General features: G+C 76.1%; 13 protein-coding genes. 5 read left to right on the forward strand and 8 right to left on the reverse strand.

What is annotated here, in order from left to right:
• Position 1 precedes the first annotated feature (1 nt).
• From ACI795_RS17320 to ACI795_RS17330, 3 genes are all read right to left on the reverse strand, one after another.
• A complete protein-coding gene (locus tag ACI795_RS17320; protein WP_457076808.1) occupies positions 2-1,081 on the reverse strand; it encodes a sensor histidine kinase in 1,080 nt (359 codons plus the stop codon).
• A complete protein-coding gene (locus ACI795_RS17325; protein ID WP_457076809.1) occupies positions 1,078-1,764 on the reverse strand; it encodes a response regulator transcription factor in 687 nt (228 codons plus the stop codon). Before ACI795_RS17325 ends, ACI795_RS17320 begins: the two co-directional genes overlap by 4 nt.
• A 169-nt stretch (positions 1,765-1,933) precedes the next feature.
• The gene (locus tag ACI795_RS17330; RefSeq protein ID WP_457076810.1) at positions 1,934-2,971 is read right to left on the reverse strand and encodes a VanZ family protein; all 1,038 of its coding nucleotides are present in this window, start codon (positions 2,969-2,971) and stop codon (positions 1,934-1,936) included.
• Positions 2,972-3,204: 233 nt separating this feature from the next.
• Here ACI795_RS17330 and ACI795_RS17335 point away from each other — a divergent pair, with 233 nt between their 5' ends.
• A complete protein-coding gene (locus tag ACI795_RS17335) occupies positions 3,205-4,035 on the forward strand; it encodes a DUF881 domain-containing protein (protein ID WP_457076811.1) in 831 nt (276 codons plus the stop codon).
• Between the two features lie 209 nt (positions 4,036-4,244).
• Here ACI795_RS17335 and ACI795_RS17340 read toward each other — a convergent pair whose 3' ends face one another.
• Positions 4,245-4,862, reverse strand: a complete 618-nt coding sequence (locus tag ACI795_RS17340) for a CAP domain-containing protein (RefSeq protein WP_457076812.1) — start codon at positions 4,860-4,862, stop codon at positions 4,245-4,247.
• 51 nt (positions 4,863-4,913) lie between these two features.
• Positions 4,914-5,357, reverse strand: coding sequence for a GntR family transcriptional regulator (locus ACI795_RS17345; protein ID WP_457076813.1), 444 nt, complete (start codon positions 5,355-5,357; stop codon positions 4,914-4,916).
• On the opposite strand from ACI795_RS17345, the gene ACI795_RS17350 reads away from it, so the two are divergent.
• Together ACI795_RS17350 and ACI795_RS17355 are read left to right on the forward strand one after the other, a co-directional pair.
• Positions 5,356-6,180 (forward strand): SDR family oxidoreductase, encoded by an 825-nt coding sequence (locus ACI795_RS17350; RefSeq protein ID WP_457076814.1) that lies wholly within the window; start codon positions 5,356-5,358, stop codon positions 6,178-6,180. The two genes, ACI795_RS17345 and ACI795_RS17350, sit on opposite strands and share 2 nt — an antisense overlap.
• A gap of 17 nt (positions 6,181-6,197) precedes the next feature.
• On the forward strand, positions 6,198-7,124 hold the full coding sequence (locus ACI795_RS17355) for a hypothetical protein (RefSeq protein WP_457076816.1): 927 nt from the start codon (positions 6,198-6,200) through the stop codon (positions 7,122-7,124).
• Between the two features lie 12 nt (positions 7,125-7,136).
• On the opposite strand, the gene ACI795_RS17360 is transcribed toward ACI795_RS17355, so the two are convergent.
• Positions 7,137-8,096, reverse strand: a complete 960-nt coding sequence (locus tag ACI795_RS17360; protein WP_457076817.1) for a GGDEF domain-containing protein — start codon at positions 8,094-8,096, stop codon at positions 7,137-7,139.
• A 189-nt stretch (positions 8,097-8,285) separates the two neighbouring features.
• Between ACI795_RS17360 and ACI795_RS17365 the strand changes: the two genes are divergently transcribed.
• Positions 8,286-9,746, forward strand: a complete 1,461-nt coding sequence (locus ACI795_RS17365; RefSeq protein WP_457076818.1) for a benzaldehyde dehydrogenase — start codon at positions 8,286-8,288, stop codon at positions 9,744-9,746.
• A gap of 83 nt (positions 9,747-9,829) precedes the next feature.
• Here the strand turns inward: ACI795_RS17365 and ACI795_RS17370 are convergent, their stop codons facing one another.
• Positions 9,830-11,233 carry an NAD(P)/FAD-dependent oxidoreductase gene (locus ACI795_RS17370; protein WP_457076819.1) on the reverse strand — a complete coding sequence of 468 codons (1,404 nt, stop codon included), beginning with the start codon at positions 11,231-11,233 and terminating at the stop codon, positions 9,830-9,832.
• A 102-nt stretch (positions 11,234-11,335) separates the two neighbouring features.
• Between ACI795_RS17370 and ACI795_RS17375 the strand changes: the two genes are divergently transcribed.
• Positions 11,336-12,016 carry an alpha/beta fold hydrolase gene (locus ACI795_RS17375; protein WP_457076820.1) on the forward strand — a complete coding sequence of 227 codons (681 nt, stop codon included), beginning with the start codon at positions 11,336-11,338 and terminating at the stop codon, positions 12,014-12,016.
• Here the strand turns inward: ACI795_RS17375 and ACI795_RS17380 are convergent.
• Positions 12,013-12,645, reverse strand: a complete 633-nt coding sequence (locus ACI795_RS17380) for a hypothetical protein (RefSeq protein WP_457076821.1) — start codon at positions 12,643-12,645, stop codon at positions 12,013-12,015. The two genes, ACI795_RS17375 and ACI795_RS17380, sit on opposite strands and share 4 nt — an antisense overlap.
• Between the last annotated feature and the right edge of the window lie 224 nt (positions 12,646-12,869).

Here is a 12,869-nt window from a genome sequence, read left to right on the forward strand (position 1 = left end):
CTCACTGACCCGGTGCGGGGAACAGCACGGTCACGTGCAGGCCGCCGGCCGGGGGAGCGGACAGCTGCAGGTCAGCACCGTGCGCCTGCGCCACCCGGGCGACGATGGCCAGCCCGAGGCCGCTGCCGGATGCGGTGGAGCCCGTGGTGACCCGACCGGTGCCGCGGACGAAGGGCTCGGTGAGGGTGCCCACCAGCTCCGGAGGCACCCGCGGGCCGGTGTTCGCCACCTGCAGCTCGGCTCGGCCCTCGCCGGTGCTGCCCGTCGTGACGTGCACGGTCCCACCCGGTCCGGTGTTGTGCCGGACCCCGTTCAGCACCAGGTTCGTCACCAGCTGGCGGATCAGCGGCTCCACACCGTCCAGGTCGCCCTCACCCAGCTCGGTGCGCACGTCGACCCCCGCCCGATCGGCCAGCGGGGCGAGGTCTGCCACGACCCCGGCGGTGATCTCCGCGAGGTCGACCGGAGCGCGCGCCGGGGCCCGGCCGGCGTCCAGGGCGGCCAGGGCGAGCAGCGCCTCGACGGTCTCCGTCCCCCGGCGGTTGGTCTCGTCCAGCCGGGAGAGCAGCCGGGGTACGTCCACACCTGCCGGGTCGGCCAGCGCGACGTCGAGCATCGCGCGCTCCACCGCGTACGGGGTGCGGAGCTCGTGCGAGGCGTTGGCGGCGAAGCGGCGCTGCTCGTCGAACGCGGCCTGCAACCGGTCGAGCATCGTGTCGAAGGTTTCCGCCAGCTCGCCGAACTCGTCGTGCCGCCCGGTCAGCCGGACCCGGCGGTCCAGCGACCCGGCGGCGACGTGCCGGGCGACGGCGTGCACTTGGTGCAGCGGTCGGAGCATCCAGCCGGCCAGCAGCCAGCCCCCGACCGTCCCGACCACCAGGAGCACGGCCAGCACCTGCCAGACCCGGGGCCAGAGGGCGGCCAGCAGGTCGCTGCGGTCGGGCAGCCAGGGCGCGCCGGGCCGGCTGAGGTTCCCCTCCGGCACGAACCGGAGGACGTACACCAGCAGGGCCACCAGGGCGGCGGAGGCGACGAGCAGGAAGCCGGCGTAGCTGAGGGTCAGCCGCAGCCGGGCGCTCACCGGGCCCCGCGCTCCGGGCCGGCCGGCGGCCCCACCCGGTAACCGGCGCCGGGCACGGTGTGGATGAGCCAGGGGTCGCCCAGTCGCTTGCGCAGCGAGGAGATGGTGATCCGGACCGCGTTGGTGAAGGGGTCGGCGTTCTCGTCCCAGGCCCGCTCCAGCAGCGACTCGGCGCTGACCACCCCGCCCCGGGCGGCCAGCAGCACCTCCAGCACGGCGAACTGCTTGCGGGTGAGCCCGACGTAGCGCCCGTCGCGGTACACCTCGCGGCGGAACGGGTCCAGGGTCAGGCCGGCGTACTCCACGACCGGTGGGGTGCCGTCGACCGGCCGCCGCCCCAGTGCCCGCAACCGCACCACCAGCTCGCGCATCTGGAAGGGCTTGGTCAGGTAGTCGTCGGCACCCAGCTCGAAGCCGCGCACCTTCTCCTCCAGCCGGTCGGCCGCGGTCAGCATCAGGATGCGGCAGGGCAGGCCGTCGGCGACGACCCGCCGCGCGACCTCGTCCCCGGAGGTGCCGGGCAGGTCGCGGTCCAGCACGAGCACGTCGTAGCCGTGCACCGCCAGCGCCTCCAGGGCCGCGTCCCCGTCCCCGACGACGTCGGCGGCGATCGCCTCCAGCCGGAGGGCGTCCCGGACGGCATCGGCCAGGTAGGGCTCGTCCTCAGCGATCAGCACTCGCACGGTCGGAGGATAGGGAGCGCGGCGTATCGCGGGCGTATCGCCGCGGAGCCCGGTCCGGCGTCGCCGCCGGGCGGGAGAGGGCAGCGCCGGCCGGCCGCGCGCGTGCGCCTCGGCGGCCAGCTGCCGGGCCGCGACGACGCTGGCGGGCTCCTGAGCGGGCGTCATGTGCTCAGCCGGCGGTGGGGTCGGCGGCCGGCGCGGGGCACTGGCCACCGCGCTCGACGGCCAGTTCGAAGTGCCACATCTCGTTGCCGTAGGTCTGGCACAGGCCGTAGTCCGACCCGTGCTGGGACAGCCAGCTCATCGCGTCCGTGGGGCCGATGTCGACTGCGTCGCCGGTGACGTGCGAGGACTCGTCGGCTCGGAGCACCCACTGCCGGGCCGCCTCGGGACTGCCGTACTCGGCCACCGCGGCGTCGAACAGCGCCTGTTGGTACGCGGCGCTGCGCCACCCGCTGGAGACGTGGAACGCCACCCCGGCGGCGGTTGCGTCCCGGGCCGCGTCCTGCACCGCCCGGCGCAGCGCGGGCTCCAGGTTGGTGATGGCCGGCACGTCGGCGAACGGGGAGAGCGGCTCCCCGTCGGGCACCCAGCCGTCCGCGGCGGTCAGCGCGCCTGCGGTGGGGCGGCCGGTGGCGGGGGGAGAGCCCGCGACGGTGAGGCCCGGGGTGACCGAGCCGGTCGCGCCGGTCGTCTGGCAGGCGGTCAGCGCGGCGAGCAGCCCAACGGTGAGCAGCGGCACGGTGAGCAGGCCGGCGGGCAGCCGCCGCCGGCGTCCGGCCCGCGCGCGGCGGGTCAGGACCAGGGCCGCCAGCCCGACCCCCAGCGCCGTGCCCGCGGTGTTCGCCGCGAGGTCGACCGGGTCGGGCACCCGGCCCGGCAGCGCGGATTGGGCCAGCTCCAGCGCCCCGGACAGCCCGGCGCCCAGGAGCAGGGGGAGCAGCCGGCTGCGCCGGGCCAGCACCAGCGTGGCCAGGACGCCGACGGGCAGGAAGAGCAGCACGTTGGCCACGGCCTCGACGGGAGCCCGGTGCACCGTGCCGACCCACGGCGCGAGCAGGGCCTCGACCGCGGTCATCAGCGCCGAGCGGGCGCCGGCGACGACTCCCGGCGGGCCGAGCGTCACGTAGGCCACGGCGGCGGAGACGGACAGCGCGCACGACGTGAGCAGCGCGAGCCGACCGGGCTGGCGGGGGGTCGGGTTCAAGGTGGGGCTCCTCTCCCGCGCCGGGCGACCGGCGCGGACTGGACAGGTCCGAACACCGACCAGTGCAGCGACCGACCTGTTGCCCGGGCGTCTGCCGGAGCGCATACGTCCACGACACGTCCCCGTCCCCGGAGGAGACGGACCGGCAGCGCGGCGGCCGGCTCCGCCACGGCGACGCGCGCTCGCCCGCGCTCCCGTCGACAGGAGCCCTCCGCCGCCTAGGCTGGCTGGCGATGAGCGCCGGCGAGCCGAGCGGACCGTCCGACGACACCGGTCCCGAGCAGACCGCGCCCGCCGAGGAGGCCGGCGCGGTCCGGGTCGACCCCGCACCCGATCAGCCGGCCGCCGGTGGACCGAGGCCCGGTGCACCCGCGAGCACCACGGTGCCGGCGCGGCGGCGGGGCCGGCGCCGACTCGTGCTGTCGGCCGTCAGCGGCGTCCTCGCGCTGGCGCTCGGGCTGGGGATGACCATCCAGATCCGGGCCAGCAACACCGACGATCCGCTCAGCACGGCCACCGAGGAGGACCTGGTCACCATCCTCAAGGACATCGACGCCAACGAGGACCTGCTGCGCCAGCAGCTCGCCGAGAGCCGCCGCGCGCTCGACGAGCTGACCGGCGACCGGTCGGAGGCCGACGGCGCGCTCGAGCAGGCCCGGGAACGGGCGCAGGCGATCGCCGTGCTCACCGGAGCCGCCCCGGTCCGCGGGCCCGGCATCCGGCTGTCGATCGTCGACCCCGAGCAGCAGGTCGACGCCGCCCTGTTGGTGGAGACGGTGCAGGAGCTGCGCGGCGCCGGCGCGGAGGCGATCCAGCTCAACGGCGTGCGGGTGGTGGTCTCCACCGCCCTGGTCGACAGCGCCCGCGGTGTGCTGGTCGACGGGGAGCGGATCAGCAGCCCGTACGAGGTGCTGGCCATCGGCCCGGCCGACGACATGATCGGCGCGCTCAGCGTGCCCAGCGGGGTGCTCAGCGACGTCTCCCGCGCGGAGGCGACCGCGCGGATCGTGGCGCAGGAGGACGTCGCCATCGACGCCCTCGTGGGCGGTCCCATCGAGGACTGACCCCGGCGGTCAGCCGGAGCGTGAGCGCGGCGACGTGTGGGGTGAGCTCGGCGGCCACCGTCGTGACCACCCGCGAGGAGGCGTCCAGGGCCGGCTCGGTCCCCGGTCCGACGACTGCGTCCCGACCTCCCTGATCACAGGATCACCTGCACCGGTGAACGCCGGTTCGAGGCTGTCCGGGGCACGCCCTCAGCGAACACCGCGCCGGTTCAGCCGCAGGTCGGCCCGTCGTCCTCCGGGCGGGCGATCGGCTCGGCCGGCGGGGTGGTCGTGGCGACGGCAGGGCGGTCTGCGGCGGTGGTCCGGCCGAACTCCTGGGTGGCCCACACCGAGCCGTCGGGCGCGCAGAAGACGCCGACGCCCAGCCGGTCCCACCCCGGGTTGAGCACGTTGACGCGGTGGTCGTCCGACCGCATCCACCCGGTGTGGATCGTGCCGGCCGGCACCGGCCCGGTGGCGCGGAAGATGTTCTCGCCCACCGAGACGAACCCGGACAGCTCCTCGCGCTGCAGCACCTCGCGGATGTCCTGGTGCTGGAACGCGTCGGTGTCGGCCATCTCCGCGCTCCAGTCCCGGGCCACGTCGGCCAGCGTGTCGTTCCAGGACACCGGCTCCAGGCCGCGCTCCTCCCGCTCGGCGTTGACCCGGTCGAAGATCGCGCGGGCCATCCGGTCCTCGGCGGGGGCGGACGGGTCGTCGGCCGGGGCCGTCTGCGGTGGCGGGGCCGAGGCGCCACCGTCGGCGACGGAGCCGGTGTCCACGACGAGGCAGCCGGTCGCGCCGAGGAGGAGCAGGAGGGCGAGCACGAGGACCCGGACGCGCGTCATGCGCGGCTCCGTACCCGGCCGGCAGGGGCACACCCGCCGGTGCCGGAGAGGTCACGAGACGGACATGCGCTCCCGGAGGGGGCGGCGGGGCCAGGCGCCCGCGGGAACGGCGGGTCCTCGCCGCCGGCGAGGGCGGGCGTCGCTGGCTGGTGCGCCCGACGATCCGGTCAGGTGCGCCGCCGGGTGGCCAGGGTGCTCAGGAGCGCGGCGACCGCGGCGCAGCGCCACCAGGCCCTCGGCGCGCAGCACGGTGTCCACGTTGCCCCCCAGCGACGCCGCCAGGTCGCGGGCGCCCGGCAGCCGCTCGCCCGGGGCGATCTCGCCCTCGGCGGTGGCTCGCCGGACCGCCGCCGAGATCTGGGCGTGCAGCGGTGCCGCGGAGGTGGGGTCGATGCGCACGAGCACCCGGCCACGCTGGCTGTTCCAGCTCGAACAGGACGAGCTCGCCGCGACCGGCTGCTTCCCCCGGGCGAGCGTGGGGTAGCGGGCCGGCATGACCGAGACCAGTCAGCAGTCGACCAGCCAGCAGCGCGTCGCCGTCGTCACCGGGTCGGAGTCGGGGATCGGCCGGGCGGTCGCCGTGGCCCTCGCCGAGTCCGGCCACGACGTCGGGGTCACCTGGTACCAGGACCGGGCCGCAGGGGAGGAGACCGCCGAGCAGGTGCGCCGCACCGGCCGGCGGGCCGAGGTCCGGCACCTCGACCTGACCCGGCTGCCGGGTGCCGCGGGCGTCGTCGACGAGCTGGCCGATGCGCTCGGCGGGCTCGACGTGCTGGTCAACGACGCCGGCACCGGCCACATGTCGACGATCCTGGACACCGACTACGAGACCTGGCGCACCGTGCTCGCCACCGACCTGGACGGCGCGTTCCTCTGCCTGCAGCGGGCGGCCCGCCGGATGGTCGACGCCGGCCGCGGAGGCCGGATCATCAACATCACCAGCGTGCACGAGCACCTCCCGCGGGTCGGTGCGGCCGCGTACTGCGCGGCCAAGGGCGGGCTGGGCCTGCTCACCAAGGTCGCCGCGCTCGAGCTCGGCGAGCACGGGATCACCGTCAACGCCGTCGCCCCGGGGGAGATCGCCACCCCGATGACCGGTCAGGAGGACGAGGACCCGACGGCGCCGGGCAAGCACCGCGGCGGCATCCCGGTGCCGCGGCCCGGTGACGCCCGGGAGGTCGCGGCCACCGTCGCCTTCCTCGCCTCCCCGGCGGCCGGCTACGTCACCGGCGCGTCGTGGGCGGTCGACGGCGGGATGATGCAGATGGGCCCGATGGCCGGCTCGCACCTGGAGTCCGACGACTGGCGCCGCCCCTGATCCGGCACGATCAGCGCGTGCAGCTCGCCGACGTCGCCGACGAGCTCTACGGCGTGCCGCCCGAGGAGTTCGTCGCCGCCCGCACCGCGGCCCGGGACCGGGCCCGCGCCGCCGGGGACAAGCAGCTGGCCAAGGACGTCGCCGCACTGCCCAAGCCGACGACCGCGGCCTGGGTCTGCAACCTGCTCGCCCGCCGCGCCCCCGACGAGGTCGCCCAGCTGACCGAGCTCGGCGAGCTGCTGCGATCGGCGCAGCTGGACCTCGCCGGCGACCAGCTGCGCGAGCTCGGCCGCCAGCGGAACCAGGTGGTCGCGGCGCTGGCCCGGCAGGCCCGGGGCCTCGCGCACCGGGAGGGGCACGACGTCAGCACCGCCGTCGCCGAGCAGGTCGAGGCGACCCTGCGGGCGGCGATCGCCGATCCCGACGCCGGGGCGGCGCTGCAGGGCGGCCGGCTGACCGCGGCGCTGTCCTACACCGGGCTCGGCCCGGTCGACCTCTCCGCCGCCGTCGCCGCCCCGGCGCGCCGTGCCCCGGCGCGGCGGCCGCACACCTCACGGGCGCCGGCCCCCGCGGACGACGACCGGGACGCCCGGGAGCAGGCCCGCCGGGAGGCGGCCGAGCGCCGGCGCCGGGAGCTGGTCCAGGCCGAGCGCGATGCCGAGGAGGCGGCCGCCGTCGCGCGGGACGCCGGCGCGGCCGCCGAGGACGCCGAGCGGGAGCTGGGCGAGGCGACCGAACGGCACGCGCAGCTCCAGGCCAGGGTCGAGGAGCTCACCGCCGAGCTGCGCCGCGCCGAGCAGGACGCCGCCGCCGCAGGTCGCACCGTCCCCGAACGGGAACACCGCCGGGACGCCGCCGCGCGCCGGGCGGCCACCGCGACGGCCATCGCGGAACGGGCCGCCGACCGGGTGACCCAGCTGCGCGGGGACGACGACGGGGGCTGAGCCGGCGCGGGCTCAGACGGCGTCGGGCTCGGGCGTGCGGCGGGCCCGCTTCGCCAGGTAGAGAGCGGCGTCGGCGCGGCGCAGCAGCGCGGTGAGCGTGTCGCCGTCCTCCCGGGCCGCCGTCCCCACCGACCAGCTGGCCACCGCGCCCTCCCGCAGCCGGTCCAGGATCTCCGCCGCGCCGGTCCGGTCGGTGTCCGGCAGGCACAGCACGAACTCGTCGCCGCCGTGCCGGCCGAGCAGGTCCGAGGCCCGCAGCCGGCCGGACCAGGCGTGGGCGAGCCGGCGCAGCAGCGCGTCCCCGGCGTCGTGGCCGTCCCGGTCGTTGATCGCCTTGAAGCCGTCCAGGTCGAGCACCGCGACGGTCAGCGGCGCCCCCGTGCGGTGGGCCCGGGCCAGCGTCCGCGCGGCCTCGGCCTGCCAGGCCCGCCGGTTGGCCAGGCCGGTCAGCGGGTCGGTGGAGGCGATCGACCGCAGCCGGCCGCTGAGCTGGGCCTGTGACTCGGTGAGCGCCAGCGCGGCGACGCCGGCGATCAGCCACGGCACGGCGATCCCGTCCGGAGCGGCGGCCACCGCACCCGCGGTGCTCAGCGTCAGCGCGGTCAGCACGTGGGCGCGCGCCGCGGGCAGCGGGGTGAAGTGCGCGGCGTAGGACCCCAGCGCGATGACCATCGGCCCGAGGCCGACGACCCCCACGGCGGTCGCCGAGCGCCAGGCCAGCAGCCCGGTGGCGGCGGCCAGCACCACGAGGGCGGCGTGCACCGCGACCGCGCTCACCCGGGAGGCGGCTGCCCAGAGCAACGCCCCGAGGAGCAGGCCGGTGACGCCCAGCGCCGCGTTGAGCGTCCCCGGAGCGGCCGGGGACAGCGGCCGCGCCGCCGCGGCCAGGCAGAACGCCCCGCCCACCAGGAACAGGGTGGCCAGCAGGACGACCCGGACGGGCCGCCCGCGCAGCACCGTTCCGCCGTCCATGAGGGGGGACTGTCGACCAGCGGCGCGGCGACGGCAAGAGGGCACGCTCGCGAGGTCACCCGGACACGGGACTCGTCCCACGGTGCGGACGCCGGCGGACCCCCTTCCGCTGCGCGGGAGGTCGAGGTGGACGCTGGACGGGTCGGGTGGCAGAACGGCACCCAGGCTCGATGAGGAGACGGAGATCCCATGGCACTGCTCGAGGACGGCGCGTGGCGCGGCAAGATCTGGACGGGGACGTGGACCGACGGCAGTGGGGGCACCTACACCGCGGTCGAGCCGGCCACCGGCGCGGAGCTCGGTGAGGTCGGCCAGGCGACGCCGGCCGACGTGGAGAAGGCCGGCGCCCGGGCCGTCCAGGCGCAGCGGGAGTGGGCGGCGCTGCCGTTCGAGCAGCGGGCCGCGGTGCTGCGCCGCGCCGGGGACCTGCTGACCCAGCACGGCGGCGAGGTCAAGGAGTGGCTGGCCCGGGAGTCCGGCGCCATCCAGCCCTTCGGTGACTTCCAGGTGCACACCACCGCGCAGGAGTGCTACGAGGCCTCCGCGCTGCCCAGCCACCCCTACGGCGAGCTGCTGCGCACCGGCTCGCCCCGGCTGTCCTTCGCCCGCCGGGTGCCCGCCGGTGTGGTCGGGGTGATCGCGCCGTTCAACGTGCCGACGATCCTCGCCATCCGCGCGATCGCCCCGGCGCTGGCCCTGGGCAACGCCGTCATCCTCAAGCCCGACCCGCGCACCGCCATCTGCGGCGGTGCCGTCTTCGCGCGGGTGTTCGAGGAGGCCGGGCTGCCCGCCGGGGTCTTCCAGGTGCTGCCCGGCGGGGCCGACGTGGGGCAGGCGCTGGTCACCGACCCTGCGGTGCGGGTCATCGCCTTCACCGGGTCGACCAAGGCCGGGCGGGCCGTGGGTGCCCTGGCCGGTCAGCACCTCAAGCGGGCGCACCTGGAGCTGGGTGGCAACTCCGCGCTTATCGTGCTGCCCGACGTCGACGTGACCGCGGCCGCGTCGGTGGGTGCCTGGGGCACGTTCTCCCACTCCGGGCAGATCTGCATGGCCACCAGCCGGCACCTGGTGCACGAGTCGATCGCCGAGGAGTACACCCAGGTGCTCGCCGACAAGGTGAAGGACCTCCCGGTGGGTGACCCCTTCCGCGAGCAGGTCGCGCTCGGTCCGCTGATCGACGCCACCCAGCGTGACCGGGTGCACGGGCTGGTCACGGCCAGCATCGACAGCGGCGCCACGGTGCGCACCGGCGGCACCTACGAGGGGCTGTTGTACCGCCCGACCGTGCTCGGCGGCGTGCCGGTGGAGTCCCCGGCCTACCAGGAGGAGATCTTCGGCCCGGTCGCCCCGGTGACGTCGTTCTCCTCGCTCGACGAGGTCGCCGCGCTCGCGGCGGGCACCGAGTACGGGCTGAGCCTGGGCATCCTGACCCGCGACGTCTACGCCGGGCTGCAGCTGGCCGAGCGGATCCCCTCGGGGCTGGTGCACATCAACGACCAGACGGTGAACGACGAGGCGGTGGCCCCCTTCGGCGGGGTGGGCGCCTCCGGCACCGGCTCCCGGCACGGTGGTCCCCAGGCCAACATCGAGGCGTTCACCGAGACCCAGTGGGTCACCGTGCGCGGTGACCTGCCGGCCTACCCGTTCTGAGCCACTCGCGCTGACCCGCGGACGACGACGGCCCGGCCCCCGCAGCAGCGGGGACCGGGCCGTCGTCGGTCAGGCGGTGGAGCTCAGGCGGAGTCGCGTCCGCTGACGTCGACCGGCTCGCCCAGGTGGCGCTTGCCGCCGGTCTTGGAGACCTCGAAGTCAGGCCCCAGGTGCTCCAGGGCCAGGCGGCCGTAGACCTGCTGCTGGGTGCCCACCCGCTGCGAGCGACCGCGGCCCAGGAAGCTGACCAGCCAGTGCACGACCGTGCTGAACCGGTTCTTGAAGCCGACCTGGTACATCAGGTGCACGACCAGCCACAGCACCCAGGCCGGGAAGCCGCCGAACTTGAACTTCCAGGTGTCGGCGACCGCGTGGAACCGCGAGATCGTCGCCATGCTGCCCTTGTCGAAGTAGTGGAACTCCGGCTTCGTCGGCCGGCCGGCGACCCGGGCGGCGACGGCGTCGGCGGCGAAGCGGCCACCCTGGATCGCCACCTGCGCGACCCCGGGAAGGCGGTTGAGCGAGATCATGTCGCCGACCACGTGCACCTCGGGGTGGCCCGGCAGCGTCAGGTCCGGCAGCACCGAGATGCGGCCGGCCCGGTCGACCTCGGCACCGGACTGCTCGCCGAGCAGCTTGCCCAGCGGGCTGGCCTGCACGCCGGCGGCCCAGATCTTGGTGGCGGCGTTGATCCGGCGCTCGTGGCCGTCGCCGTCCTTGACCACGATGCCGTCGGCGTCGACGTTGGTGACCATGGCGCCCAGCTGGACCTCGACACCGATCTCGTTCAGCTGCTTGTGCGCCTTCTGGCCGAGCTTGTCGACGAAGGGCGGCAGCACCTTCGGTGCGGCGTCGAGCAGGATGACCCGCGCGCTGGTCGGGTCGATCCGGCGGAAGTCGTGGCGCAGGGTGCGGCGCGCCAGCTCGGCGATCTGCCCGGCCATCTCCACGCCGGTCGGGCCGGCGCCCACGACGACGAAGGTCAGCAGCCGGTCGATCTCGGCCGGGTCGGTGGCCAGCTCGGCCAGCTCGAAGGCGCCGAAGATGCGGCCGCGCAGCTCCAGCGCGTCGTCGATGCTCTTCATGCCGGGGGCGAACTCGGCGAACTGGTCGTTGCCGAAGTAGGACTGGCCGGCACCGGCGGCGACGATGAGCTCGTCGTACTGGTGCACCGTGGTGCGGCCGAGCACGGTCGAGGTGACCGTCTTCGCCGTCAGGTCGATGTCGGTGACCTCACCGAGCACCACGCGGGCGTTGTCCTGCTTCTTCAGGATCTCCCGGGTGGGCGGGGCGATCTCGCCCTCGGAGAGGATGCCGGTGGCGACCTGGTAGAGCAGCGGCTGGAAGAGGTGGTGCGTGGTCTTCCCGATCAGGGTCACGTCGACGGGCGCCTTCTTCAGGCGCTGGGCGGCGAACAGACCGCCGAACCCGGACCCGACGATGACGACGCGGGGTCGCTGTCCGGTGGACGGGGTTGCGGTGGTCACACTGCCTCCTGATGTCGTCATGATGACTCATCCTCCCACTCCGGTCCTGCCGCCGGTCGGCACCCCACGCCGGGGTGACCCTGCCGGGGCATCCGGGGTCTCATGAGGATCAGCAGCGAGGGCGCTGCGGGTGTTCCGGTTCCCGGTGTGGTGTGGGTCCCGGGTCTGGGACTGGACCACCGGTCCTCGGCACGGGTGCGCGGCCGCATCGGCGGGGCCGTCGTGCACCTGCCCGGCCTGGGCCGGCGGGAAACGGTACCGCCGCCTGCCGTTCTCGTGGCGGAGCTGGCCGCCCGGTTGCCGGCGGGGCGTGTCGTGCTGGTGGGCCACTCGCAGAGCTGCGGCGTCGTCGCCGCGCTGGCCGAGCGCGATCCCCGGGTGGTGGCGGTGCTCCTGCTGGGCCCGACGCCCGACCCGCGGACCCGGCGGCTGCGGGTGCTCGCCGGGCGGTGGCTGCGCACCGCCGTCCACGAGCCGTGGTGGCAGGTGCCGCTCCTGCTGGCCCAGTGGGGAACCACCGGACCGGCCCGGATGTCCGCGCTGTGGCGGGCGACCTCGGGCGAGCGGCTGGACCAGCGGCTGCCCCGGGTGCCGGTGCCCGTCGTCGTCCTGCGGGGCAGCGCCGATGCGCTGTGCCCGCACGACTGGGCCCAGGCGCTGGCCGAGGCCGCACCGCGTGGCCGGCTGCTGGAGCTGCCCGGAGCGGCGCACATGACCCCGCACACGCATCCGGACGACGTGGCCGCGGTGCTGGCCGACCTCGTCCGGGAGGTGTCGACCTAGGCGGCGGAGGACTGGGCGGCGGAGGACTGGGCGGCGACGGCGTCGCGGGCGCGGGCGGTGACCGCGCCGGCGGAGGCGGCGGCCCGCGCCAGCGCCCGGTTCTCCGCCGCCGCCAGCTTCGCGCCCTTCCGGCCGGCCGTGCGGCTGCCCCGGTGGGCGGCCTTGCCGGTGGCGCGACGGGCGCTCTGCCGGGCGGCGGCGCGCTCGGACCGGCCGGTCAGCGCCTGGGTCAGCAGGCCGAGGCCGATGCCGAGCATCCACACGTCCTTGGCGATCGTCAGGCCGTCCTGCGTGGGGGCGACGCTGCGGCCCGGCTTGGTCATGCCGGGGGTGCGCAGGTACAGCCCGACCAGGCCACCGGAGAAGCCGGTCAGCGCGGCGCCAGCGACGGCGGTCGGGACGAACGGGGTGAGCAGCGCGGCCCCGAGCGCGATCTCCGTGGTGGACAGCGCCTTGGCGAACGTGGCCGGCTGCACCTTCTTCAGGAAGGGGTAGGCGCCGGCGGCGAAGCCGTGGAGCCCGGCGGCGGTGCCGCCGTCGACGCTGCGCTTGCCCAGGCCGGAGTTGAGGATGAACGCGCCGGTCGCGATGCGGGGCGCGATCTCGGCGGGGGTGATGGGCAGGCGCATGGGGACCTCACTGGCGACGGGGATGCTGCAGTGCTCAACATCATCGTCTCCGTCCGGCTGCCGCTGCGCGACCGGGGCCGCGGACGGCGACGGGGGGGGGGGGGGGGGGGGGGGGGGGGGGGGGGGGGGGGGGGGGGGGGGGGGGGGGGGGGGGGGGGGGGGGGGGGGGGGGGGGGGGGGGGGGGGGGGGGGGGGGGGGGCGGGGGGGGGGGCGGGGCGGGGGG

The organism is Modestobacter sp. SYSU DS0290 (genome assembly GCF_054050955.1).